Genomic DNA, 25,249 nt, shown 5'->3' with positions numbered 1-25,249 from the left:
CTCATGCTCACCACTCAGCTTCCGCCCCTGACTCCCGGAGTGCTCGGGGCCGAAAGCCTGCTCAGCAGCGCCGACATGTCGACCTACTGGAACAGCCAGAGCTACCCCAACCCCCGCAGCCGGTTCGTCATCGTCATGACCCCGAACGGCTCCCGCGTCAACGCCAGTGCAACCCCGAGAGGAACCCGCTAATGCTCACCATCACCCACACCCACGAAGCCGGAACGATGATCGACGGGACCAGCCGAGGCGACGGAACCGCCGAAGTCCTCAAGTCCACCGGATGGCGCTGGGGTCGCAGCATCAGCGCATGGTTCGTCCCCCAGTCCCGCGACCGCCTGCCCAAGCTGCACACCATCACCCGCACCAAGACGGCGCTTGAAGCCGCCGGGTTCGAGGTCACAACCGAAATCGACAGCAGCCACCGCGCAACCGCCGACGTCGAGGCCGGAAAGATCGAGCGCCAGGCCGACCGGGTCGACGCCCTGGCCGCGAAGGCAGAGCGCAAGACCGGCGCGGAAGATGCTGCCTACGACAAGGCCCGCGCGGCGCTGGACCGGCTGCCCGAGGGAGGCGAGCCGATCAAGGTTGGCCACCACTCCGAAGGCCGCCACCGTAACGCGATCGCCAAAGCAGATACCGCCATGCGTAAATCAGTCGAAGCCAGCGCAGAGGCCACCGTCGCCCAGGCCCGCGCCGACGCGGCCACCCACACCACAGACGCCCGTTACAACCCGGTCACCGTGGCCAACCGCATCGAAACGTTGGGCGCTGAGCTCCGCAAGCTCGAACGCCGCATAACCGCGCAGTGCTACGGCGACACACGCGGCTACATCGACGCCACCGCCGAGCAGATCCAGGCCCGGGCGACACGCCTCGCCCCGCACATCGACGAGAAGCGCGACCAGATCGCCTACTGGGAAGCCGTACGCGCCGCCCAGGTCGCCAGCGGCACGGCCACCGGCTACGACCGCTCCACCGTCAAGAAGGGCGACCGGGTGAAGATCCGCGGCCAGTGGCGCGACGTCGTGCGCGCCAACCTCAAAACGGTCAGCGTCACCACCGGCTACACCTGGACCGACACCGCCCCGTACGCCGAGATTCAGCAGCTCGTGCGGCCCGAGTAGTCCCGCCCCAGCGGCCGGCCCACCCAGGGCCGGCCGTGAGGGGACACCCCCTCACACTCCCCCACCAAGTACAGCCGGCCCAGCCCGGCACCCACCTTCGAGAACGGTCCCGACACAGGGACGACAAGAGATCCGGCCATGATCATCACCTACCAACGTCCCGCCACGCTCGAGGCGCACCAGCTCGACCAGGACGTCCCCGACGCCGACCTCAGTCCCACCGGGGCGAGATATGGAACGACGACCGTCGACGTTGTCGGGATCCAGTGGAGCTGCAGCAGAGCACCCCACCCCGGCCAGGACGAACACCGCGCCGGTATCACTCCCCAAGGCGACGGCCCGAGTGGCGCCGTTGCGATCGCGTGGACGTACCAATACGCCACCGACGCGCAGCACGGCGACGTCGACCAGGCTGCCCCCACCCAGAGCATCACCGTCACCCTGTCTTTTCCCGATCGAGCTGCACGCGGCATCAACGCGGCCGCGCTGATCCGCAGCATGGTCGACGCCGGACTAGGCCACTTCTGGGAAGGCGACCAAGACGACGTAACCGCCAGGTCAACTGCCACCACCTGACCGCCGGGCCGACCCTCACGAGGTCGGCCGTGAGGGGGACGGCGCCCCCTCACACTCCCCCAGGTGAATCCGGCACGGAGGCCGGATCCACGCGGAGCCGGCTGCGCCGGCCTGACCCTGACAGAACTTTTCTTCCCTTGGTGGCCGATCATCGTAGTTCGCTCCGTGCCTGCGTCACCCACAATCTGGAGCGCGGTCGCAAGCTCCCTTATTTCGCACCAGATTGCGTGCACTACGGCACTCCCGCTCTCAATCGATTTCTCTTGCCACCAAGGGCAGAGAAACGGTGGACGACAACACAACCACTGCCCATGAGAGCCCGGGACCCCGCTTATCTCACCATCCTTGGAGAGGGAAACACCATGACCACCACCATCCGCAGCGTCAAGATCGACCCGACCGAAACCATCACCACGCTCGACCTGGACAGCGCGAAGGGTGACAACGACATCGCGGCCGCCATCGGCTGCCGTATGTTCGCCGTCGTCGACGTGGCCGACAGCATCGACCTTTTCGTCGATGATGAGGGACTCATCAACGGGTCGACCCTGAACCTGCCCGCAACCGTGCTCGCCCATCGGCTCGGCAACCCGACCGTGATCTTTGGAACCGCCATCGCAGTCGGCACCAACCCCGAAGGCCAAACCGTAGGGCTCAGCGATAGCCAGTTCGCGCGGGTCCAGAAGGCTTTCGCCCAAAAGCCCGACCCGGGAAGCGTCGACACGCTCATTGAGAACCTGTCGCCGTTCCCCACCATCGTCAGCATGCTCCGCAACATCTAGCAGCACGGGAGGAAGAGCAATGGTCACTATGAGCATCGAAACAATCCAGACGCGAGTCACCAAAATCGACGACAACAGTTGGAGCCGTACCCGTCAGCTCGCCAAGCGTGGCGAGGATCTGCACAGCCACGCACAAGCCGGATACACGCTGGCGCACACAGCAACGATCGCCAGCGCCGGATACGTGACCTTCGTCGACACCCTCACCCGCGTAAACGACTAACGACCCGGAGGGGCGGCCAGGGCCGCCCCTCCCCCAGCCGGAAGGCAACACCATGACCGAACGATTCTGCGCATGCGCCGACCACCAGAGCTTGCACCGCATGGACGACTTCGACCGCGCCCTAGCAATCGCCAAGAGCTGCCCCCAGTGCCTTGTCGAGGCCGACTAGCCAGGACCAACTGCCGGCTGGCCCTCGCGGGCCGGCCGGTGAGGGGCGACCCCCTCACACTCCCCCGTAGGCGCGATAGCGAAGTGTTGCCCGTTCTTCGAGTCGAATAATTAATGCATGAAAGACAGAAAGACAGAAAGATAGAAAGACAGAATGCAGGAATGATTGACAGAAGGAATGCAAGCAGGAATGATTGAAAGCATGCAAACATTAATGGTCTACAGCGAATCGGGCGGCGTCTCGAAAACGACTACCGCCGTATCGATCGCAATGACCGCCGCCGACCAAGGCCGGCGGACGGTCCTGGTTGATCTTGACCCCCGTGCGGCAGCGACCAAATGGCTCGACGTCGCACCCTCCGGTGAAGGCCTCCACGTCGGCGCGATTCTCGGAGACGAAGACCCGCAAGGATGGGGCGAGGACTTGGCCGTGCAGTCCACCTGGTCAAAGAATCTCCGCGTGATTCCTTCCGCTCGCAACGTCTCCAACCGTGAGGCTGATCGAGCAGACCACGCCGAATTGAGACTACGAACGGCACTTGTCGGTATCTCCGCTGACCTGGTGGTTATCGACTGCCCCAACAGGCAGGGCGGCCCGCTCATCCTGTCAGCGTTGAATGCTGCCGACTCGATTGTTTATGCCGCCACGGCCTCCAGTGACGGCGTGGACGGCGTTGCAGGCGCACGGCGCACTGTCGAACAGTTCCGCCTCAGCAGGGAGCGCATCGGCGCACCCATCACGCTCTCAGAGGCCGGGATCGTCTGCGGCAGGGTCCAAGAGACAATCCCTTCCCGACCAGCCGTTGCCAGCACGGACGAGCTGCGCGACACCGGAATGCTTCTCATGCCCCTAGTGCCCGAAAGGGCAATCATTCAAGAAGTTCGCCTCACGGGGGAGTGGTACGGCAACTACAGGAAGGGCGCGCCCGTCGTGGCCGCCTACACCAAGATCGTGAACCAGGTGATTCGATGAGCGACCAGCAGCAAGATCGACCAGACCTCAGCCGCCGCCGCAAGCCGCAGGCGGCACCCGACGAACGCGTAGACCCGGTGGACTACCGCCAGAGCGCACCGACCCCCCAGGCCGCCCCTGTGGCCTTTCAGGCCCCCGTGGCTACGGCCGGCGCCGCACCGCGTCGCGGCCGCCCACGCCGCGAGGCCACGGTGCCGTTCAGTACCCGGCTGGCCCCCGATGTTCTCGAACTCATCGACGCAGCTTCGGCCGCGGAAGACGGCGCAACGATCCGTAGCGTTGTCGAGGCCGCCATACGCGAGAAGTACCAAACAAAATAGCCATTCAAGACGGTCACCGGCACGGAGGCCGGCACCGAGGGGAGCCGCTGTGCGGCACTGTAGAGCCTGTGATGGTTGCGTCTGTCTGGCCGTTCACCGTAGTTTGCTGCGTGCCTCTCGTTCCAGGCTTTCGCGGCATATCCTCACTCGCTGCGCCCGTTCCAGTGTTTCCACGACCCTGCACTGCGGCGTTCCCGCTCTCAATCGATTCCCTCTGCCAGACAGGCACGAAAAATTGTTGGTGGGGGAGGGGCGGAGTTATGAGTGAGTCAGTGGTCGTCTATACGTTGCCAGAGTGCCAGCCGTGTCGGATGACGAAGATGAAGCTTGACCAGGTGGGCGTCAGTTACACAGTCGTCGAGATGGAGTCCACCAGCTGGTCCGGGTTCCGGCCCGAAATCATCACCGCATTAGCCATCTAGTTCAGAACCGCACACAACCGCACAATCAACCGAAGAAACAGAGCACATGTCAACTCAGCGCACGATCATTGGGAACCTCGCCGCCGACGTCGACGTAGTGAAGGCCGGCAGTCTCAACATCACGAAGTTTAGAGTCATCGAGAACACGGGGGAGTATCGCGCCGGAAGGTACATGGAGCACGTGGACCCGACGACGCATTTCGTAGAAGCCAAGTTCGAGCTAGGCGAGAACGCAGCGGCGACGTTCCACAAGGGCGACGCGGTGATCGTCGTCGGTCGCGAGCACACCAACAGCTGGGGCGCCGAAGGATCCAAGACCTTTGGTCGAGTCATCGACGCCGACTACATCGGCGCCGACCTCAGTCGCGCCGTTGCGCAGATCCGCCGCAACAGGAAGCCAGACGACCAGGCGTAATCGACTCCGCGGCCGACGCCCCATCCAGGGGCGAGGGCTTCGCGCCGGTGACACGCACCATCGCAACGAACGCGCTGAAAGCGCTGACGAGCGTGATCGTCGAGCGGCACGCGCCACGACGAATAACGAAGCATAGCCACGCCCCATGAGCAACGCCCCTGGCCGTTCACTCTCCCGGCCGGGGGCGTTTTCACTGCCAGCGGGCTACACCGAAGACGCATTCAACAGTGCCAGCAGCCTCGAAACCTCAACCGCGTCTGACACTGGTTCAGGCGAGGAATCCCCACTGCCGGTGTGAGGCAGGCGACACGCGGCGCGGAGTCCTCGATTCGGCGAACATCGATCGACGAAGATAGTCTTTGACCCATGTTGATTGACGTTCGCCGGCCACTCGCAGTGGATCTCTTTGCAGGAGCCGGAGGCCTCTCGCTTGGCCTTGAACAGGCCGGGTACGAAATCGCGGCCGCCGTCGAGTACGATCCCATTCACGCCGCGGTACACGAGTTCAACTTCCCGCAAGGCAAGACGTTCTGCGCCGACGTGTCTAAGATATCTGGGGCTCAGATCCGCGAGGAATCCGAGATAGGTGACCGGGAGATCCATCTCGTAGCAGGCGGGCCGCCTTGCCAAGGCATCTCCATGATCGGTCGCCGCGCCATCGACGACCCCCGGAACTTGCTTCTGAAAGAGTTTGTTCGCGTTGTCCTCGAGCTGAAACCGCGCTACTTCCTGATGGAGAACGTGGCCGGACTCATGATCGGCGGGCATCGTCAGCTCATTGATGAGGTCGTGGAAACGGTTGAGGCCAGCGGCAACTACCGAGTCGTAACTCCGATTACGGTACTTCAGGCCGCGGAGTACGGCGCACCCCAGTCGCGGCGACGAGTCTTCCTCTTAGGAGCGCGTAACGACATCGAACTTCCTGAGTACCCCAAAGCGACTCACACCCCGCGCACCATCAAAGGGGACGTACCGAAAAGCTCGACGCTGCCACTCGGGCCGAGCGTGCTGGACGCACTGGGGGACCTCCCTGACGCCGACCTCTTCGACGAGCTGCTGCACGACGACAACATCGAATCTGTCGAATACGGAGCAGCAAGCCAGTACGCCTCCAGGCTGCGCGGCTCCAAGTCGGACCCCACTGATTTCTCCCGCCCTCGTCCGCGCATAGCCGACGAACTGACCTCATCCGCCCGTACCGTGCACACCAAAAAGTCAATCGACAGGTTCCGTGCCGCCGAGCCGGGCACGACTGAAAAAGTGAGTAGATTCTTGCGACTTCACCCCGACGGCCTCTGCAACACCCTTCGAGCTGGAACCGCATCGGACCGTGGAGCGTACACGGCGCCGCGGCCGATCCACCCGGTGCACTCGCGCGTCATAACTGTGCGAGAAGCGGCGCGCTTGCACGGCTACCCAGATTGGTTCAGGTTCCACGTCACAAAGTGGAACGGCTTCCGCCAAATTGGGAACTCTGTTCCTGCTCGACTAGGGCGTGCAGTTGGCGCCGCGATCCTCGCTGCTGACTGCGTGACGCCGACGAAGGGGAAGCCGGTCAAGCTCGGCTCGACCGACCTGCTGTATATGACTTCAGGCCAGGCCCATGAGCATTTTAAACTCACCGAACGAGTGATCCCGCAGCGTGATCGCAAGGTCGGCTGAGCGTGGCCGCGAAGGAACCACCCCGTTACGAGCAGATCCTCAACTGGGTTTTCAAACATCACTATCTCAAAGGCGATGTTCGCGTCGAGTGGGACAGGGAAGATCTCGACGTGGGTGCCGAGGCGCTGGGGCTGAAACGTGTCAAGAATTTGGGTGACATCCCCTACACATATCGCTTCAGGAAGGACATGCCCTCTGCAATCAACGCCACGGCTCTGAAGGGCATGGAATGGATCATCCGCGGCTCGGGAGATGGAAAGTACAGGTTCGACGCGATCCCCGCACAGATTCCGATCACGCCAAATCCGTCTCTGAGCGTGACGAAGATCCCCGACGCGACTCCGGAAATCATCGCTGCAGCAGCACTAAGTGACGAACAGGCGCTGCTGGCGAAGGTCCGCTATAACCGCCTCATCGATATCTTTCTGGGCGTGGCGTCGTACTCCTTGCAGAACCACCTTCGGACGAACGTCGCCGATATCGGACAGGTCGAAGTAGACGAGATCTACGCCGCCGTCGACCGGTATGGACGCCAGTTCATCCTGCCAGTACAGGCCAAAGGGGGATCGGACAGGCTCGGGATTACTCAAGTCGAGCAGGACATGGCGGCCTGCGCCGTGAAGTGGCCAGAAATGATTTGCCGCAACATCTCGGTGCAGTTCGCAGGTGACGGACTCATCGCGCTTTTCGACCTGACAGTGCAAGACGACCGAGTCGTCATCCGGCGAGAGGCTCACTACAAGCTCGTCTCGGCGAGTGATATCACCGCCGTAGACCTCCGGATCTACGACCTCGCTGCTGGTTACGAGGATGTGTAGGACCCCGTGTTTGATTCTCCGAGGTTCTTTATAGTGATGGACCTTTTCTAGTCCGTCTCGTACCCTGCCGGCAGATTGCCGAACCAGCCCGCTGCGAGCCGGTAGGCAATGAACCGGTGTTCGGGGTCAGCGTCCTCACGACGGATGTGCAGCTGCTGGCCATCCGGCTCAGTGACCACGACTCGGGAGCCGGGTTCACTGGGGTCGGCTGCGATCATGTACGGCTGATTCTCCATTCCACAAACGCTAGCGCTGATTCCTTTTGTCAGGTTCCGTGAAGCAGGAACCGGTGCGATTGCCAAGGAGTGTCGAGGCCCAAAGTTGTTGTTGTCGCTCACACCATTTACTCAGGTCTGGGACGCTTGCTGTTCAGGTGCGTCGAACTGCTCAACGAGCTCGTCTCGAAAACGGACATGGCTGCTGTCGCTTTCCGCCGCTTGAAGTCGCCCGTGGGATGCGACGTTGACACCCGCAATTCCAGGGCCGACCAAGCGCCACCAGCCGAGTGGAGACATGCTCAACGCTAAGGTTTGATCCAAGTCGCGTTGCGGATCCGCAGAATGGACGGCCGCCGATGGGTCGAAACGCTGGGCGAGCTTTCGGCGGAAGTGTGCGCACACGATTACCCGCTCGCCTTGCCAGGGTCCTCCAGTTTCGTGTGCAGATGAGGCTGGAGCTTCGGGCACCGAGCGACTCGGGCTTCGGGCACCGAGCGACTGGGGCTCCGGAGCGATCCGATCAGCAGCGTCCGGGAGCATGGTCTGGTCAAGGACGACGCTCGCTCGGCGATCATCGACCGATCCCCCCGAACCTCGGACGCTCGATATTCGGCCGAAATCGAGTTCCAAGGTGGACGATCTTGGCACGTCCGTTATGCCCACGGCTGAGGGGCCGCAGACGGCGACTGCATTCAATGTCGGTATCCATGGCCGGCCACGGCGGACAAAGATTAGGAGTCCCTCCTGATCGCCCACGGCAGCGAAGTGTTCAGACGTGGGGCCCAAGGGCTCAAGGCCAAAAGCTTCGCAGGCCTGTCCAGAAGTCTCAACCACATCAGCGACGGGCAGACCTACCTCACTCACGCAAAGAAGGTCGGAGCTGGAGAACGGCCCGTCGGTGGCATTTGCCAACGCCTTCCGAGCGATCAGCTCAAGGATAACGTCGTCAGGACCCTTGAAGTAGATCGACTCAGACTGCCATGGGGCAGGTTGGCTATATGTGTCAGCGCCCGATTTCTTGAGGGGCTGCACCCTTTCTGACAACCATCGGTGGGCTGCATGCACCTGGTTTTGCGGGATGGTGAAGGCTAGATGCATCGCGCCTTCTATGACTCGTCGGGGTACTAAGTTGATCACAGTGGTGCCGACCATCACTTGCGGAGGCACGCTCGATTCGGAGGCAGGCAATCCCAAAGTGTCACGGTAGAACCTCAAGGCCCCGATGGGATCTTGGCTGGGCAGATACACGCTTCGAATGCGCATGTCAACTGCCCACGACTACGTAGACGGTGGCGACGGGCCAGCCGCCTCGACGTGGATAAAGGGGGAGATTCCATCGATCCCCGAGGTCATCTCGGATCCATTGCCCAATTAGGAGATGACGTTGTCCTTCGTCGGCGCGATGCTGAACGTCAACCACCCCGCGGTGTCTTGGTCGCAAATTGCGAGATCCTTCACATCGGCCAGGACTTCCTGGCCGGTCTGAGGAATTCGAATCCGGATTGCATCCGCGCCTACGAGGTTGCAACTCGGGAAGTGGGCGCGGCCCCTGAAACCAATCAGCACGTAGGCTGCGCCCCCGGGTTCCACGGAGACTACCTGGTCCGGGATGTCGTTGAGTTGTGAAGCAGGTCCCCCCACGGTTTGACCGGACGAGTCGACCAAGGCAGCGTCCGGATACCCCGACAATTGGCAGCCCGTAGAGGCAGTGTTGGTCAGTTTTATGTAGAAGAGGCCGTCGTTCTCCGGATCCTCCGGATTGAAGATTTCCCTTGTCGACGTGAAATCGCAGCCCGCTGCGGGGACATCGGGCGTTGGTGAGGCGATTGCCGTGGGCGTCTCGCTTGATGTCGGCGACGCTGGGGAAGCTGAGTTCGTGGCGGCGGGCGCCGCGTTCGCGCAAGCCGTGAGTCCGACTGCCGCCAAAAGTAGAGTGGTCATCCCCATAATTTGGATTACCCCACGAGGTCGAACGTGCATTTAGTGCCCCCCATATTCGTCGTCGTTGTAGGTGCAGTATACGTTGGGCCGACGGGGCAGAAGCGGGCCCACCGGTGTGACGGCATGGGTGTCTGGTAGTGGCAGTCATTTTGGTTTATCCTTGCTTTTTCTCGTCTAGGCGCTTGCGCGGGCCAGGAGTGTTCGTGCCGTCGCGTTGCTGCCGCCACAGACGAAAGATTGGTGTGCTGATAATTTCGGCGATGATCTTGGTCAGAAGTGCTCCGATCAGGACGCCACCGTTCACGGTCGCGTAGACCCATCCCGGAATCACCCGGTCGACGCCGGGTTGAGCCAGCGTCGCCTGGACGCTTAGGAGAATTGCGTTTGCAGTGGGGATGAGAGCCCCCAGTACCCCTGCGATGTTCCGCCAAGACGCCGGCCGTTTGTTCTGTTGGGAAGAGCCCCGGGGCCCTTTCGAACCCCGGGGCGCTGTGGCGGACATGTTGTGTCGCTCTTGGTGGACTAACGAATCAGGTTCGAAAGTGCCGCGTACGTGCGTGGGCCGGGGATCCCGTCGAGGGGGCCAACGTAGCCGCCCACAGTTGCGAGCAACTGCAGCGTGGCGTATGTGTTTGTGCCCGGTACTCCATCGATGAGCCCCGTGTAGGAGCAGCCGGCGAAGATTGCCTGCAGAGCCTTCCATGAGAAGCTTCCAAGAGACCCGTCAGCTGGACCGGTGTATCCACCGATTCCCGCCATACGCTGGAGGGCGATGTAGGTATTCGTACCCGGCGCACCATCGATGGGACCTGTGTAGCCGAACCCCTGCAGAACGGTTTGGACGCCCTTCCACGAGTTCGTGCCCATCACGCCATCGATCACGCCCGTATAGCCGCCCTTCTGGGCCAGTCGCTGCAGCGCAGCGTAGGTTTTGCTGCCCGGGGCGCCATCACATGGGCCGGTGTAGCTGTAGCCGGTGAGTACGGTCTGCACACCCTTCCAGGAATTGACTCCGAGAGCACCATCCACGGCTCCGGTGTAGCCGCCGGCTTTGGCGATGCGCTGCAGGGTTTTCCCGTCAGCAGTCGAAATTGCACCGACGCCTCCTGCGACCGCGCTGAGGTAGCCTTCGAGGCCTATGTACGTGTTGGTGCCGGGCGCACCGTCGATGGGACCTGTGTATCCGTAGTCCTTCGCGAGCATCTGCAGGCCCTTGTAAGTGTTAGTCCCCGGGGCGCCGTCGATCGGGCCGTCGTAGTATCCACGGCTGTGGAGAAGGGTCTGAACCCCCTTCCAAGAGTTCGTGCCCATGACTCCGTCGACCGGGCCGGTGTAGCCGCCCTGCTTGGCAATCTTCTGCAGCGTTACTGCCTGAGCACTATTGATTGAACTCGGGGGTGTAGCCGGAGTGACCGCGCCGGTGGGCGGAATGGTTTCGCCATACGGCGGGGTCGCCCATCCGGTGAAAGCGCTGAGTTTTGCCATGTTGACATCCGTTTGGATGCCCCCGAGATAGCTCATTCCGTACTGGTGGATTGCCCAGTCCGGATAGTTCGGGTACTGAGGACTTCCGGCGGCATGATCGGGGTCGGCAATCCACAGCTTGGACCCCGTGGCTTGTGTGGTCGCCCAAGTCCTTGAGGCCGCGATGCTCCGCGTCGTGTAATGGAAAGCTGCCTTACCCGTAGCCGTCCTTACTGCGTTTACGAAAGCAGCAACGCGCGCGTCGTCCCAGACGACGCCGGAGTCGACGCCTTCATTGTCCAGCGCGAGAAGGTCACCGTCCCGGTAGTCATAGAGATGGTCCAGGAAGTACTTCGCGTCAGCCGCAGCCGTTCCAGTCCCGGCCACCCAGTAGTGACCCACGATCATGCCGGCGGTGCGTGCCGCATCCACGTTCTGGTGATACAAAGAATCCACGAAGATGGAAACATTCGACCCGCCGAGTCGCACGATCGCGAATTGAAATCCGGCATTTTTCACACCGGGGAAGTTCAGGCCGGTCTGATAGCGTGCCACGTCGATCCCGTACACTCCACGCTGCGTCGAGGGAATCGGAGTGCTTCCGGTGTGGTTGGTGACCCAGACTGCGACGCCTGCGTATGTCGCGGGACCTGGGGCGCCATCCAACGGACCCTTATAGCCACCCTCCTGCGCAAGCTTCTGCAGAGCCACGTACGTGTTCTGACCCGGGTTTCCGTCGATCGGGCCGGAGTAGCTGTAGCTGCGTAGAACAGACTGGACGCCTTTCCAGGTCGCGACACCGGGGATACCGTCGATTGGACCGGTATAACCCCCGATATGGGCGAGTCTCTGCAGGGTTTTTCCGTCTTCGGTTGCCACTGGTGCGACGGGCGGCTGGGGGCTGCTTCCCGCGTCGGAAAGTCTCTGACCAATTGAGTTATCGGTCCAACCGAGGTAATCCATTCCCGTTCGATTGTTGTAGAGCGGGATAGAGATAGTACCGGTGTGGTGGGTCCAATCGACCGTCATCGTTACGCTGCTCGCCATCATCACTCGTGAGCCCCCACCATCGAGGTCAAGTGCGACGTGCCCGTCACCGCCGCAGCAGTTCCACCAGTGGAAGGCGCCTCGCGGCGCACTGCTGTAGTTGGGGTTCACCTGCCCGCTGCTTCCACGGGCGTCGGAGGCGGAGGGGGCCGAGTCCATGAGCGTGGCATCCGAGATGAATGCCTGGCACAAGCCGGCCCAATCTCGGATGGAGCCGTTGTACCCGTTAACGGCCAGGCTTTGGCCGTTCGCTTCTGCTTGTGAAACTGTGATTGCCATTTGTTTGACTCGCTATTCTCTAAGAACCCCGACTCGCGATCGAGGCTCGCTTCGTTTTGAACAAGCCACAACGTATGTGGATATTTGCCAACGAAACCGACTCTTGCGGTTGCCTCAAAAACCTTGGTTTGGCCGAACAGATTGCCGACAATCGTGCTCCGCTGAACGCTGACAAGCGTGCTTGGGACATCGCTGACGTGTCCTTGGGGGGAACGTTTTCATGCTCGATGATTCAGAATTTTGGCTGTCCGTCTTCGGCGCAGTTGAGCGGCACGAGGGGACTCTGTCTTCGATTTGCACGCGATTCGGGATATCCCGACAGACCTATTACGTCTATCACCGACGCTTCGAGACTGAAGGAATGAAGGGCTTGAAACGTCGTTCGACTCGACCGCACAGCACGCCAGCGCGCATTCCGGAGGAGATCGAAATGGAGATAGTCCGCATCCGTGAGGAGAATCCTTGGTTAGGTGCTCGGGCGATCAGAACCGAAATGGAGTACGCCGACTCGTCACGTTCGTGGCCGCTGCCAGCGGTGTCCACAATCGCGCGTGTTCTCAAACGAAACGGATTCGACCACATTCAATATGCGGAGCCAGCCCTAAGAGGCGACGAGACGGAACGATGCCCGTGAGGGCGACGACTGCGGCGTCGGTTGTTACCGAATCACTACACGTAAGTGGCGCTTTGTCAGTGGGTTCAACTGTTGCTTCCGCGGGTTCGGCAGTTACGACCGGCTTGGCGGGGGCGCTTGGCCCTGGGGCGATCGCCCTCGTGCACAATTTCGCTAACTTGCGGCGATTTCGCTGGTAGTGAGGGCCTGCTGATGGCGGTAAAGAGTTGCTCGGCTCCAACCCACGAGGCGAGCTGCGTCTTCAGCGGTGCGCCCTTTCGCCCGGGCGTCGGTTGCAATCGCGAGTTTATCGGCGATCACGACCGGGTCTGAGAGCGGCCGGCCGAAGCGGGTGCCCGATTGGCGGGCTGCCGCGATGCCCGCGGTGACGCGTTCCACGATGAGTTCGCGTTCGTATTCGGCGAGGGTGGCCAGCATGTTCAGCATGAGCCGGCCGGTGGTGGTGGCCGGGTCGATGCCGTCCGAGATGGAGCGCACATTCACGCCGAGCTCCCGCAGCAGAGTGACTGTGTTCAGAACATCAATCAAAGAGCGTCCCAGGCGGTCTACCCGCCACACCACGACAGTGTCGCCTGGCTCGGCATGCTCGAGCAGCTTCCTCATCCCCGGCCGCTTGATCACGGTCTTACTCCCGGACGTAATGTCGGCGAACACGTCGCGCTTTTGCACCCCGTCGGCGACCAGCGCATCGTGCTGGAGTTGAGCGTCCTGGCTCGAAGTGCTGATGCGGGTGTAGCCAAGCAATCTCATACGCTCATTCTGCCTCGAAAAGCCCTATCCAGAGTCGTGAGACACAAACATCGGTGAGACGACTTTCCGAGACGCTCGGGCGCCACGAAATTGCGGGGGAGTGATGTGGTTTCTCGTACTCGTCTGCACGAATCTTCACATTCGTCTGCACGTCGCCACATGGTGCACAAATCGGATCATGCGAGTCACTAGTTCTGTTGCGCCGTCTCGTATCCAGGGTCACGTCCCGCTGAGTGGTGGAGTTTCTCAACACCGTGCGGGTCAGTTGTTCCAGCTTAGGCGGCGGCGAGTTCTGGGAGGATCACCGCCCCGTCGATGATCTCGATGGGGTTGTTCATGACGGCCAGCTCGAGCATGGATGCTTCGGAGAAGTAGCGTCTTTCGCCGGCTTCCCACTCGTCGTGCTGCTCGATCAAGACCGACCCGGCCAGGCGCAGCAGGGCCGCGGCGTTGGGGAACACGCCGACGATGTCGGTGCGTCGTTTGATCTCTTTGTTCACGCGTTCCAACGGGTTGGTGGACCAGATCTGGCGCCAGTGCCGCCTGGGGAACGCGGCGAAGGCGAGCAGGTCGGGTTGCGCGTCGACGAGCATCGTCGCGACCTTCGGGTGCGAGCGGCCGAGCATCGTGGTGACCTCGCGGAACTGCTTCTCGATGTGCTCCCGGTCGGGTTGGGCGAAGATGGTGCGGATGATCGAGGCGACCATCTCCTGCGATCCCTTCGGCACCACGGCCAAAACGTTGCGCATGAAGTGCACCCGGCAGCGTTGCCAGCCGGCGCCCTGGAACACGGTCCCGATGGCCTTCTTCAGCCCGGTGTGAGCGTCAGACATGACGAGCTTGACCCCGTCGAGGCCGCGGGTCTTCAACGACCGCAAGAAGCTGGTCCAGAAGCCCTCATTCTCGCTGTTACCAACGTCGAAGCCAAGCACTTCCCGGCGGCCGTCGGCGGCCACGCCGACCGCGACGACGATCGCCTGGGACACGATCCGGTGCCCGACCCGGGCCTTGCAGTAGGTCGCGTCAAGGAACACGTAGGGGAAGTCCTGGGCGGCGAGGGTGCGGTCACGAAACTCGGCCACCTCGGCGTCCAGTCCCGCGCAGATCCGGGATACCTCCGACTTGGAGATCCCGGTGTCAGCGCCGAGCGCCTTGACCAGGTCGTCGACTTTCCGGGTCGAGACACCGTGGACGTAGGCCTCCATCACGACCGCGAACAACGCCTGGTCCACCCGCCGGCACCGCTCCAGCAGGGCCGGGAAGAACGAGCCGGCGCGCAGCTTCGGGATCTTCAGCGGCGGTGGTGCTGAGGGTGCGAGACCGCGTCCCGTTGCGGTGGGTGGTGCGGTCGCTGGAGCGCTCGAACGGGGCGGCGCCGATGAACGCGCTCGCTTCGGCATCGATGAGTTCTTGGTAGAGGGTTTCGGTTGCGACGCGGATTCGGTCGGTGACGTCGGTGAGTTTGAGTTCTCCCAGCAGGTCGAGCAGGGCAGACTGGTCTAGAGCCATCGTGTGGTGTCCTTTGTGAGTTCTTTGATCGGTACGCACTGACCATCCCACGGTGGCTCTTTACGTTGACGAAGCAACGCACAAGAGCCGGAAACCACACCACTTACTGGGACGTAACCGAGCTGGGCGCCGAGGCGCCGGGTTGCCCGCGAGAAGATACCCAATCGCGTCCGAACACTGTTTGAGTTTCGTCAGAGGCGGGGACCTGGGGTCACCAAGTCATTTGTAGTTCGCGATTCAAAAGCTCTTTGGTGGCTTGTTCAAGCTCTGTCGGCCATGGTGCTTCGCACGTCTCGGACAGCTTGCGGGCCCTGCCTAGATATGCGCTTGCAATGCACTGTTGCGCATTTCTGAGGCTGAGCTCGCTGAGCCCAAAGGCCGGAATGGACGTCAGGCAGTGCATTTGTTCGACGCTCAGATGGCCGCCAATTCGCTTACTGATCATGTCGCTTCTAATCCCGTTCTCGGCGAGCAGCAAGTTGATTAGGAGGCGGTCGCGGAGCATCGAGGTGGCCTGCGATTGGGCGATGAGATCGCCCCGCCAAACCGACGCGACAGACTGGCCGAGGAAATACAGGAAGATCTGGACGTCCTGTGCGGGAAAGAACGGCTGACCGGGGCTGCTCGGTGCGAGTTCCGCGCTCTGGACCTGGTTGTCGCGGTCAAGGAGAACGCGGCGCGTTGCACCGAGCGGGAATTCACTTTGCGAGGAGTGAACATTCAGGTCGATATGAATCCAGTCGGAAGTGAGGCAGATGAAGGCTCCCGTCACACCCGGGATAGCGTCCGAGAGCACCAGGTGCATTTGGGACTCCAGCCAGCCAGTGGCGGCGAAGCTCTCCGGGTCCAGCACTGCCAGGTGGAGATCTAGATCGCTCCAGTCATCTGCTATTCCCCGTGCAAGCGAGCCTTCTAGCCAGACTGATCGGATGCGTTCGTCATCGGCACTACTTGTCAGCAGCGTTCGAAGTGTTGGCCTGAGCCGAGCCGGCACGTCCGCCAGTGTGGAATCCATAATCGGATTATTTCATCCGGATGATGGCCTCGGAATCTGGGATCAAGCAAACACGCCGAGAGCTCTCACGATGCGTTCTTGGATTGCTTCGTTCGATTAGTGATGAGAGCCGCCGTCTCGTAACGCATGGGATACGGTGCAGCGGGATTATGAGACATCGCGTGACGGCTTGGACAGCGATTAGCGTCGATAGTCTGGTCGTATGGGCCAAGTCGCGGTGTTTGTGAACGGTATTCCGGGGGCCGGCAAATCGACACTTGCGAAGGCCCTGGGCCCGGAACTAGGTTTCTCGGTCATTTCCAGGGACGCAATAAAAGAGGCACTTGCAGACCTCGTCACAGTAGACATGCCTACACAACGAATTGGGGCCCTAGCTGCGGATGCAATGTGGTCAATGGTCGGGATGATCGATGGCCCAACACTTGTCGAATCATTCTGGGCGACCGGTAGGGATGAAGAGTTTTTCAAGCGTGGCTTGCGAGCGTCTCAGGTTGAGCAGGGAATCGAACTGTGGTGCGAGGTGCCTCGGGAGCTTGCACGATCTCGATATATAGAACGCACCCGGCACAGAGTTCACACCGACATGGCTCGGCTTGATGAATGGGAACGCATGGTGAGGGTGGCGCATCCGATTTCAGATTTTCCGACACTGCAGGTGGACACCACGAGCGCCGTGGATGTGCCCCAATTGGCTGTCACCATTAGACGGATGCTGAACTTGCCGATGCGTGAGGCCCGTAGCCTTCATATCGACTAACGACTCGACTGCGTAACTCGAGTATCGACGTCGCCATCCCCTAAACGAGGTGTATTCGGCGTCGCGCAACCCATGGGATATGAGGCACAAGGGTTAAGAGTCACATCCCTATGGACGACGAGGATGAAAGTCGAACGGGGCGAACCCGCTGCGTGCGCTGGACACCGTAGTGGTGCCATTGGCCGCGGCCACATCGCGCGGGGCTGATGCAACGCGGCCGGATTAGTGTTCGGTCCAGCAGGCGAGGATGGTAGTAGCTATTTCATAGGAGAATGCGGTGCGGGTTATGCCATGCGGCCCGATCATATCCGTCAGCTTTCTGGCGTCAACTTGTAATGTCATGTTGTCTTTGAGGAAGACGACCACGCCGTCTGCGGTTTCGTACGCGGGGAATCCGAGATTCGCGAGTCCTTCAATGGGTTGGACTGAGGCAAGGTTTCCTTGCATCGTGTCGAAGTAGCTACGGGCAGACGCTGCGTCCGAGGATTCCTGCACCGAGATCACGAATTCTCCATCAGTCAGATGGTAAATGCAGGTGTATTGACGATTGATCCAGCTGTCGACGGAGTGTGGCGGTTCGGCGAGGGCCAGCGCACGTGTGATGTTGTCGCGTGTTTCGGTGCCACAAATCATCTGTGATGCTGCGGACGGCACTGCCGCCGCGCTGCCTGCCGAGCTCGACTGCGGAATCGGGGAGGCCGAGGTGCCTGGCATTGACATTCCGGGTGCCATTGCGTTCTCGGCACCGGAGGAGGTAGCGGCGCAGCCAGCTAGCAAAGCTGTGGAGGCCACCACGATCGCAAGCAGCAGCCAGTCGCTTCTATCGATACGCGTCTTCGTTCTGCTACGCCGCATGGTCGGACACCAAGCTGGCGTAGACAACTACGTTGTCTGGGTACGTACGAGTGGTTTCGTTGAACTCGCCACCGCAGGTGATCAGCCGTAGTCCCGCGTGGTCGGTGTTGCCGTAAACGGCGAACTGCGGAAAGCTATCCTTCGGATATTCTTCCACTCCATCGACCACGAATACAGCCACTGTTGCATCGGCTCGTGTAACCAAAATCTCATCGCCGGGACGCATATCGCCGAGTCGGTAGAACACCGCGCGCCCCTGCACTCTGGAGTCGACGTGACCCAAGATGATCGAGGGTCCGATCGTGCCGGGGGTGGGCGAACCGGTGTACCAGCCGGCAGGAGAAGCTTCGTCCAACGACGGCGTCTGCACCGTGCCGTCCGGATTCAGTCCCAATTGCATCAGGACAGAGTCCACGTCAATTGCGGGGATGTTGATCTGGGTGGGCTCGGAGGCGGTCATGATCGGGCCAACAACCGGGTCAACCTGCGGAGCCGGTGGCACGGGGATGGGCTCCGGTGAGGGCGTAACGGAGACGGGCTTCTGAGCGGGGGGCGCCACGGCAGCCGAGGCTGGTGGTCGTGGAGGAGGGGGGTTGCCCCATAGGGCGAAACCGGTCGCCGTGCAGCCGACGGCGACGCACAGAACCGCCGCCGCGGTAGCCAGACGGCTACCGCGACGACGCTTTTCAGCCGGAATAGTCACCGGGGATCGAACCGATCTCAGCCGCGTGCGGCGAGACGTCGACGAACCACAAGCGCGCCACCTGCCGCGGTCAGGAACCCGGCACCGAGGGCGAGAAGGCCAATGTCAGCACCGCTTGAAGTGCTGCCACCGCCGGTTTCCACGCCACCATTAGGCATATTCGATTGCGACGCACTCAGGGCGCCGCACAAAGCCGGTGACGTAGCCGCCAGGGGCAGACTCGGAACCAAATCGCTTGGCGCGTCCTGTGCTGCTTGAGACAACGTGGCCGGGTCGAGACCGTGGACCACCACGACTGCCGTGCCTGCCTCTAGTGAAGCCGCGGTGGCAGCATCCAACGTGAAGGTGCGGTTGTAAGTGAAGCTTGCACCCATCCCGGCAACCGTCAGATCAGTTCCGGCCGCCGGACTCGTGTCACCGCTGGTGGACAACGTCGTACCAATCTCTCCGTAGGACGGTTGACCTTCGGTCGTGCTGATCACACCATCTCCGTCGGTGTCAGCTGCCGTGGTAGGGCATACCCCCTGCGCTCCGATGTGGATGTGCTGCACGTGCGGATACGGCTTACCGTCGAAGGTCTCGGCCAGTCCGCTGACGGTCTCGGTAACCGTTGCTTGGTCACCGGAAACCTGGATGGAAATCGTACCGCTGCCATTACTTCCGTTAATCGAATCGAGCGTTCCCTGGTAGGACGCGTCGCCTGTGGCCGCAACGGCGGGGCCACTCGTCAATACGGCCACGCCCAAAGCCAACGCTGGCACAAACAAAAGTGCTGCTTTCTTATTCATCAAAATCCCTTACTAGGAGGTAGTTTCGAAAACATACTCGGAGTGAAAAAATGAACGGGTATTCTGCCGCTGATCCTTTGCGCGAACAGCCTCTTTGTCAAGAGCTACTGGGCGTTCGTCAGCCGACCCGCTAGTCTGCAAGCCCTGCATGCACAGCTCCTTTCGCTGATTCGGCGGCAATGAAGTCAGTTGCATGGTTTGAATCCATCAACGGACCGTCCGCGAACCGTCGCAACTCTCGGACACTCCTCGACGCCTGCTGTCTTGAAACCCTAAGGATGCGAGGCATGTCCGGATACGAGACACGTCCCCCGCCGCGCGTCGCCTGAAAAGGCGATCTCCCGACGTCTCGTATCCCATGGCTTGTGAGGCAGTTGGGTTAGGAGACACCCGACCCTTCCATGACGTCCGTCTGTCAGGCTGCTACTCCGGTTGAGGATCCGGAACCTGCGCTCTGGGGTGTGTGGTGTGTGGTGGCCGTCCCCGGGCTCATTCGGAGGGGGCATAGTGTGTACGGTATGACTGGCGAGGACTCCTTGAGCTTTGTCCACACAACAGTGGAGGCCTTGTCGCGGAGGAGGGCAACCACCGTGCCGGCGAGTCAAATCGCCATAAACGGTGTGCTACTTGATCGGCTCCTGGTGTCGCTGAACTTAGATGACGGCGCAGCGCCACCTGACACGCTCGACATGATGTGCGCGCCCCTTCAGATGGACCTTTCAGTCGAGCATCGTGTGGCGTTCCTTAAGGCACTGCGGGGTGACAGGTGGTCCACCGACGACCTTCAACCCGGTCGGGTCCCAGTCGCCTTTTGTGCGGTTTGCGGGAACTCAAGCTGCGGACACATTTGGTCCGTAGCTCTGACGATGTCACCTTCCACCGTCGTGTGAAAGGGTGTTGGGTGGGAAATTGAGACGTCCAAGAGATTGGCTCCGCCGAGACGGCAATTCTTGAGGCGGACAGTCACGCAGGAGTTCGTTGGCTGGGTGCTCGCCCCTTTCATCCCCGAAGTCACTTTCATGTTCGCTCGGGAGAGTACGAAGGGGCGATCCTGCGCGAGATCGAATACCAAACGAAGGACTCCTCGAACCACTAGGTAAGCGAGGCATCATTCTCGGTGCAGCGAGACCTGAACGAGCAGGGCCGCCGTGTCGAAACACACGTAGGACCATTTTCGTATCCTCGGTCTCGGGGACAGCTCGTCACAGTGTCTCTGAACGGTCGCCCGAGATGAAAGGACGCGCCCGCCTGATAGACGAACGCCTAGTTGCTCACGATCTGGGTTCTCGCCACGCACGGCTGGGCACTCCCTTGTTCCGTCGTCGGCGGCATATGCGGCCGCACCTACGTCTCGCAACCGATGGGATATGAGGCACCTTGATTGCGAGACCAACCACACCGATCAGACGTAATTGCCGCCCTTGCCTCCACGTACCCTAATGCGACGATCTAGGACAAGGCTCGCCCAGACCAGACCTACGAGGACGACACAGTTGACGGCCATAGGAATCGGAAACGTCATCGTATACAGGAGCACTATGGAGAGAGCGCCTGTTAACGATTGAACTATGCGTTGGGCCTTCTCCAAGGATGAAAGCTTGGCTGCGTCTTGGTCGTTTCCCGGGTGTTCGGGCATCTACGCTCCTCTGGGCTAAACGCTTGCGGGATACGGACGAAAGATTCATTGTGGCCTTGATCCTATACACCGGGTGGCACATGCAAGCCGGCGCCATTCACACCGTGCAGTGTCTCGTATCCCTAGGGATATGCGACGTCTCACCCACGCTCCGATCGTGAAGGCCGCGACTAGGATGCACGAGTGACTGACCACGAAATCAAGAGGCGCAGGCGTGTCCTCGATGGACCCGACGCTGTACGGGTGGGCGCAGCGCTTACCGGAGGGGGTTTTGTCGCAGTTGCCCTCTGGCCGTACATCTTGACATTTCCGAGTTCTGAAGATGTCTACTCGCAGTGCATTGGGCTCACAGCCGGTCACCTCACACACATCAACCGGTCAACCTTCCCCACACAGATCTTCTGCGAGACCGAGGACAACCCATTCGCAAGCGCGCTCTACCCTTTTTGGGCATCTGTGGGAATGAGCTCCCTGTTCGCACTCCTGGTCTTTGCCGGGTTCTACGGCGTCTGGATGATGGCGCGCCGCGACCGGCGCTTAGACGGTAGGACGTGAGCTGACCGATCGCGAGACAGCCAAAAGCTGTGAGCGTCGAGGCGTACGGTCGCAACCATCAAAATCCGTCTCGAAACCCTACGGATGCGAGACTGGTCTGGATACGAGACAAGTCACCTGCTGCTCATGGCGTGCACAGGAGCGATCTGGTGTGTCTCGTATCCCGTGGGATACGAGGCAGCTTGATTGCGAGACGCCTCACACACCTGACGGTGCGCGGTGGGGTTAGATCTGGCCGTGCCCGGGTCTCCTCACGGGGAGACGGACATCAAGCTCGCCGCTCAGTCCTCCCCGTGAGCCAGAGCGAGAACGGCTTGTCGTACGGGTAGCAGTGGTGCTTTGAAGGTGTGGCCCAAGAGGCGGAACTGTCGATTGCGTCGGCTGAGACTTCCCGGCCGCGTTGGACGGGCGGGCACGGCTTGGAACTTGAGACGGGAAGTAGCCAACGTGAGACGTTGTTTTTGACGAGGGCCCGATGACCCTTGCTCGAAGGATGAGGGTGCGGCGGCCCCTCCTCAGAATGTTTGCGGGGCGGGGCCGCCGAACGGCAGAACCTCCGCGCGCTCGACGCCATTCTCGTACCAGACGAACTCCGCTTGGGTCAGTATCTCGTGTGGGTGATCCTCCACCTTTCGCTGGTTCTCGGTGTGTGTCTTCCTCCAATCGGCCTCGCTGAGGCTGTTGCAGTAGATGAGTGAGAGGTGGAACACCCATTCTTCGAGCGGGAGCTCGCCAATGCGGCAGAAGTCGGCGTCGTCCAGCCTGGTTGTGAGGCTCGAGTAGGCATCGATGAGGGAATCAGACCGTTGCAGCCGGGCGATGAGCACCTGAAACGGAGTAGGGAAGCCGTCGACTCGATCGACGCGCACCTCAATCGGTTCCTGTCGCTTCGCCCATGCCTCCAGGGTGCTCTTGAGTTCGTGCACCCTGCTTGGCTCATAGAACCCCCGCAGCGTGACGTGTCCCGTATTCGGGTGAGTGATCGAACTCGGAAGTGATTTGCGCATCGTCGCTTGCTCTGCCGCGTAGAACGTGGCGACGTGGCTAGCGGGTCGGAGTACGAGATACTGCTGACCGTCTAGAGAACCCAACAGCGTGGGGTCAGTCATGAAGCCGTCTTGCATCGTGCTCCCCCGATCGAATAGATGGCTCATGCTATCGTTCCGCCGTCGAACATCTGCCTTCCGTGACAAGGACGGAGTGAGCGTTGCAGTTGCTAATTAGCCATGAGTGGAAGAGGGCGGGAGGAACGGGATGAGCGGCTGCAGTCGAGTACGGAAACTCGCGCAACCGAGTACCTAAGACGACGATGCGCGAGGCGCAATAAACGAGGCGTGAAATGTCTCGTAACCCTACGGATGCGAGACAGGTCCAGATGCGCGACAAGTCACGTGGCTCTAGTCACGTCAACAGGCGACTTCCTGCGTCTCGTGTCCCATGGGATACGAGACGCTTGGGTTTCGAGACGCCCAGCCGCGGCCAATGCAACGGCCATCCACTTTTTTCCTCGTCAGCTGGGCGGGGCGTGGTTTTGATCCACAGGGCTCCGCGGCTGTCCGGCTCGGCTCGGTGCCGGCGTGTGCGTCGCTGTGGGAGGCTTGCGGTGTGAGCGGAAGACTGCACAGCAAATCCGTCCACGACCCCAATGATCCTGTCGGACGACTCCTGTTTAACGTGCTCGCCATGGTTGCCGAGTTCGAATCCGATCTGATTCGTGCCCGAACGCGCGAAGGCATGCAAGTCGCGAAAGCGTAAGGGCGACTCCGTGGGAAACAACCGAAGCTGTCGAACACTCAACAGAAACTTCTCGTGGAGGTGCACAACGCCGGTACTCACTCGACAGCAGAGATTGCCGAGCTGTTCAACGTCGCTCGCTTGACTGTGTATCGGACTGTCCAGCGACAGCTCGGAACCGGACGCTGAACAACCGCTCTTTACCGTTCCCGTTGCCGGGCACTCTCGCCCTACAACGGGAACGCTCACTGTGGCAGGGCTGATTAAGGTCATTGTCCCTCCAGCATCCCTGTGAGCAGCAGGAAAACGGTGCTGTATAGGACAAAGGACTACGCAGTGGCGGGAGAGGCAACCATACGCACATCCTTGTTTTCTACAAGCAGGGCGGCGTCATCCGGCAGCATCGTCAGTCCGAGCATTCCGTCCAGCCGACGAGCCACCTCAGCGATTACCTCCGGCGGGTACGGCGGCAGCTGACCATCAGCATGAGGCAGAATCACCGCATCCACGAGTCCGAGACCGCTGAGATCATCCAAGGACGTTCCGTCCGTGTGGCCGTCGAGTGCAATCGCTGTATCAATGCTTTTCCCTGTAATTATAGCGCCGGCGCTGGCTCCGATGTAAGGCAGCCCTGCGCGGACCCGCTCGATCAGGACTTCGTCAGTGCCTGTGCTGCGCAGAATGGCCATCAGACAATCAGCCATACCACCGGCTACATAGACCGCATCGACGGTATCAAGTGCGGCAGAAAAATCAGCAGCGGTACCGTCTCCGATCGTCAGCGGGACGAGCGTGTATCCCAAACTTTGAAGCTGAAGACGTTCCCGCTCAACAAATGGAGCATCACCGAGCGGCTTGGCTGCGTCATTGATATAAGCGATACGGATGTCCGAGAGAGAGTCTGATTTCAATGTGCTGAGGAAATCTGGAACAGCGCCGAGAAATCGGGAAAGTAGGAGAAGCTTCATGTCATCACTGTAGGCGGAGCCACTGACAGGCTCTGCGCCAGATGGATCGCCGCACACGTGGGGATCATTTTCTAGGATCGCATTGAGACGACTTCAAAGTCACGTGGGCCGGACCTCCAACGGGTACTCGCGCGGAGGCTGGCGCTTCCGACACTCCCAAATTGTGACGGTACTCGTTTGACTGTCCCGACATTAAGCCCGATGACGGGGCGCCATGCGCACGAGCTCGTCGTCTTACTGTCTCGTAACCCTAGGGATATGAGACGTCTCACGAGCGTCATTTAGGCCCCATCAACACTGGCGGAATTATGGGGCTCGGCGAGTCTCATAACTACGTCGCGTAACCTCCTGCTTAAATTGCGACACTAACTGTTAGTTATGAGACACCCAGGAGCATCGTGACGTAACTGATCGGCTACGCGCGTGTATCAACGCGCCAGCAATCCACCGACCGGCATCCCCAAACGGACCTTTAAGCCGGTCAGTCAACGGGGGAAACGCGTATCAGATTCCCGTCCGGGTCTGTGACCACGAAAGTCCGCCCGAAGACGTCGTCGTGGGGCTCCTCGATGACTGTCACCCCCTTCGCGCTCCATTCCGCAAATACGTCGTCAACGTCGACCGAGACCATCAGCCCCAATTCCGAACTGCGCGGTGTCTGCCTCGTCACGGTCTCGCCACGACCGCTCCACAGCGCAAACAACACGCCCGGTGCTACCTGAAACGGGACATATCGGGGTGTCACCGTCACTGGCTCGATGTTAAAAAGTTCGGAGTAGAACACCGTTGCGCGTTCCACGTCAGAGACGTAGATCAAAAAGAGGTTCGGAGCTGTCATGCCAAGTCCTTCCATGGAGGCGATGCAAGTTGTGCCGAGCATCACACACACCTACGACGCTGGCGTGCGTCA

At 60.9% G+C, this 25,249-nt stretch carries 25 protein-coding genes and 2 pseudogenes; 15 read left to right on the top strand and 12 right to left on the bottom strand.

Features of this window, described 5'->3' with window-relative positions:
- Positions 1–3 precede the first annotated feature (3 nt).
- The 11 genes from B7495_RS18060 (at position 4) to B7495_RS18010 (ending at position 7,486) form a co-directional block, all read left to right on the top strand.
- Positions 4–192, top strand: coding sequence for a hypothetical protein (locus B7495_RS18060; RefSeq protein ID WP_088458208.1), 189 nt, complete (start codon positions 4–6; stop codon positions 190–192).
- On the top strand, positions 192–1,127 hold the full coding sequence (locus B7495_RS18055) for a DUF3560 domain-containing protein (RefSeq protein ID WP_088458207.1): 936 nt from the start codon (positions 192–194) through the stop codon (positions 1,125–1,127). Before B7495_RS18060 ends, B7495_RS18055 begins: the two co-directional genes overlap by 1 nt.
- A 138-nt stretch (positions 1,128–1,265) precedes the next feature.
- The gene (locus B7495_RS18050) at positions 1,266–1,703 is read left to right on the top strand and encodes a hypothetical protein (protein WP_088458206.1); all 438 of its coding nucleotides are present in this window, start codon (positions 1,266–1,268) and stop codon (positions 1,701–1,703) included.
- 362 nt (positions 1,704–2,065) lie between these two features.
- Entirely contained in the window at positions 2,066–2,485 is a 420-nt protein-coding gene (locus B7495_RS18045; RefSeq protein ID WP_166789016.1) for a DUF3846 domain-containing protein, read from the top strand.
- Between the two features lie 28 nt (positions 2,486–2,513).
- Positions 2,514–2,708 carry a hypothetical protein gene (locus B7495_RS18040; protein WP_088458204.1) on the top strand — a complete coding sequence of 65 codons (195 nt, stop codon included), beginning with the start codon at positions 2,514–2,516 and terminating at the stop codon, positions 2,706–2,708.
- Between the two features lie 358 nt (positions 2,709–3,066).
- Positions 3,067–3,849, top strand: a complete 783-nt coding sequence (locus B7495_RS18035; protein ID WP_240632530.1) for a ParA family protein — start codon at positions 3,067–3,069, stop codon at positions 3,847–3,849.
- On the top strand, positions 3,846–4,169 hold the full coding sequence (locus tag B7495_RS18030) for a hypothetical protein (RefSeq protein ID WP_088458203.1): 324 nt from the start codon (positions 3,846–3,848) through the stop codon (positions 4,167–4,169). The genes B7495_RS18035 and B7495_RS18030 overlap by 4 nt, the downstream gene beginning before the upstream one ends.
- A gap of 71 nt (positions 4,170–4,240) precedes the next feature.
- On the top strand, positions 4,241–4,591 hold the full coding sequence (locus B7495_RS19740; protein ID WP_088458202.1) for a glutaredoxin domain-containing protein: 351 nt from the start codon (positions 4,241–4,243) through the stop codon (positions 4,589–4,591).
- Between the two features lie 46 nt (positions 4,592–4,637).
- Positions 4,638–5,006 (top strand): single-stranded DNA-binding protein, encoded by a 369-nt coding sequence (locus B7495_RS18020; protein ID WP_088458201.1) that lies wholly within the window; start codon positions 4,638–4,640, stop codon positions 5,004–5,006.
- Between the two features lie 366 nt (positions 5,007–5,372).
- Positions 5,373–6,668, top strand: a complete 1,296-nt coding sequence (locus B7495_RS18015) for a DNA cytosine methyltransferase (protein WP_088458200.1) — start codon at positions 5,373–5,375, stop codon at positions 6,666–6,668.
- Between the two features lie 2 nt (positions 6,669–6,670).
- Positions 6,671–7,486 (top strand): endonuclease, encoded by an 816-nt coding sequence (locus B7495_RS18010; RefSeq protein WP_088458199.1) that lies wholly within the window; start codon positions 6,671–6,673, stop codon positions 7,484–7,486.
- A gap of 47 nt (positions 7,487–7,533) precedes the next feature.
- Here the strand turns inward: B7495_RS18010 and B7495_RS18005 are convergent, their stop codons facing one another.
- The 3 genes from B7495_RS18005 to B7495_RS17995 form a co-directional block, all read right to left on the bottom strand.
- Complete coding sequence (locus tag B7495_RS18005) at positions 7,534–7,722, bottom strand: hypothetical protein (protein ID WP_088458198.1); 189 nt, start codon at positions 7,720–7,722, stop codon at positions 7,534–7,536.
- A gap of 1,353 nt (positions 7,723–9,075) precedes the next feature.
- A complete protein-coding gene (locus B7495_RS18000) occupies positions 9,076–9,645 on the bottom strand; it encodes a DUF4232 domain-containing protein (protein WP_166789017.1) in 570 nt (189 codons plus the stop codon).
- Between the two features lie 522 nt (positions 9,646–10,167).
- The gene (locus tag B7495_RS17995) at positions 10,168–12,435 is read right to left on the bottom strand and encodes a GH25 family lysozyme (protein ID WP_088458196.1); all 2,268 of its coding nucleotides are present in this window, start codon (positions 12,433–12,435) and stop codon (positions 10,168–10,170) included.
- A 220-nt stretch (positions 12,436–12,655) separates the two neighbouring features.
- Between B7495_RS17995 and B7495_RS19735 the strand changes: the two genes are divergently transcribed.
- Positions 12,656–13,069, top strand: coding sequence for a leucine zipper domain-containing protein (locus tag B7495_RS19735; RefSeq protein ID WP_088458195.1), 414 nt, complete (start codon positions 12,656–12,658; stop codon positions 13,067–13,069).
- A gap of 153 nt (positions 13,070–13,222) precedes the next feature.
- On the opposite strand, the gene B7495_RS17985 is transcribed toward B7495_RS19735, so the two are convergent.
- The 3 genes and pseudogenes from B7495_RS17985 to B7495_RS17975 form a co-directional block, all read right to left on the bottom strand.
- Positions 13,223–13,819, bottom strand: coding sequence for a recombinase family protein (locus tag B7495_RS17985; RefSeq protein ID WP_088458194.1), 597 nt, complete (start codon positions 13,817–13,819; stop codon positions 13,223–13,225).
- Between the two features lie 275 nt (positions 13,820–14,094).
- Positions 14,095–15,328 (bottom strand): annotated as a pseudogene (locus B7495_RS17980) (IS256 family transposase).
- Positions 15,329–15,539: 211 nt separating this feature from the next.
- Positions 15,540–16,343, bottom strand: a complete 804-nt coding sequence (locus tag B7495_RS17975; RefSeq protein WP_088458193.1) for an aminoglycoside 6-adenylyltransferase — start codon at positions 16,341–16,343, stop codon at positions 15,540–15,542.
- A gap of 202 nt (positions 16,344–16,545) precedes the next feature.
- Here B7495_RS17975 and B7495_RS17970 point away from each other — a divergent pair, with 202 nt between their 5' ends.
- Positions 16,546–17,100 (top strand): AAA family ATPase, encoded by a 555-nt coding sequence (locus tag B7495_RS17970; RefSeq protein WP_088458192.1) that lies wholly within the window; start codon positions 16,546–16,548, stop codon positions 17,098–17,100.
- A gap of 222 nt (positions 17,101–17,322) precedes the next feature.
- Here B7495_RS17970 and B7495_RS17965 read toward each other — a convergent pair whose 3' ends face one another.
- The 3 genes from B7495_RS17965 to B7495_RS17955 all read right to left on the bottom strand — a co-directional run bounded on the left by B7495_RS17965 (position 17,323) and on the right by B7495_RS17955 (position 19,446).
- Positions 17,323–17,820 carry a hypothetical protein gene (locus B7495_RS17965; protein WP_240632529.1) on the bottom strand — a complete coding sequence of 166 codons (498 nt, stop codon included), beginning with the start codon at positions 17,818–17,820 and terminating at the stop codon, positions 17,323–17,325.
- A gap of 124 nt (positions 17,821–17,944) precedes the next feature.
- Positions 17,945–18,415, bottom strand: a complete 471-nt coding sequence (locus B7495_RS17960) for a class F sortase (RefSeq protein WP_198415057.1) — start codon at positions 18,413–18,415, stop codon at positions 17,945–17,947.
- A 260-nt stretch (positions 18,416–18,675) separates the two neighbouring features.
- On the bottom strand, positions 18,676–19,446 hold the full coding sequence (locus B7495_RS17955; RefSeq protein ID WP_088458189.1) for a hypothetical protein: 771 nt from the start codon (positions 19,444–19,446) through the stop codon (positions 18,676–18,678).
- A 1,819-nt stretch (positions 19,447–21,265) separates the two neighbouring features.
- Here B7495_RS17955 and B7495_RS17945 point away from each other — a divergent pair.
- Positions 21,266–21,637 (top strand): hypothetical protein, encoded by a 372-nt coding sequence (locus tag B7495_RS17945; protein ID WP_088458187.1) that lies wholly within the window; start codon positions 21,266–21,268, stop codon positions 21,635–21,637.
- Positions 21,638–22,152: 515 nt separating this feature from the next.
- Here the strand turns inward: B7495_RS17945 and B7495_RS17940 are convergent.
- Positions 22,153–22,746: a 2'-5' RNA ligase family protein gene (locus tag B7495_RS17940; protein WP_240632528.1), complete on the bottom strand. Its 594-nt coding sequence runs from the start codon at positions 22,744–22,746 to the stop codon at positions 22,153–22,155.
- A gap of 520 nt (positions 22,747–23,266) precedes the next feature.
- Here B7495_RS17940 and B7495_RS19415 point away from each other — a divergent pair.
- Positions 23,267–23,560 (top strand): annotated as a pseudogene (locus B7495_RS19415) (recombinase family protein); the annotation flags it as partial.
- A gap of 140 nt (positions 23,561–23,700) precedes the next feature.
- On the opposite strand, the gene B7495_RS17930 reads toward B7495_RS19415, so the two are convergent.
- Complete coding sequence (locus tag B7495_RS17930) at positions 23,701–24,339, bottom strand: Type 1 glutamine amidotransferase-like domain-containing protein (protein ID WP_088458300.1); 639 nt, start codon at positions 24,337–24,339, stop codon at positions 23,701–23,703.
- A gap of 481 nt (positions 24,340–24,820) precedes the next feature.
- Positions 24,821–25,177 carry a VOC family protein gene (locus B7495_RS17925; RefSeq protein WP_088458186.1) on the bottom strand — a complete coding sequence of 119 codons (357 nt, stop codon included), beginning with the start codon at positions 25,175–25,177 and terminating at the stop codon, positions 24,821–24,823.
- Between the last annotated feature and the right edge of the window lie 72 nt (positions 25,178–25,249).

This window comes from Cryobacterium sp. LW097, from assembly GCF_002205495.2.
Taxonomy (GTDB): domain Bacteria; phylum Actinomycetota; class Actinomycetes; order Actinomycetales; family Microbacteriaceae; genus Cryobacterium; species Cryobacterium zongtaii.
The sequence above is the reverse complement of the archived record's forward strand: the minus strand, read 5'-3'. Positions and strand labels throughout refer to the sequence as shown.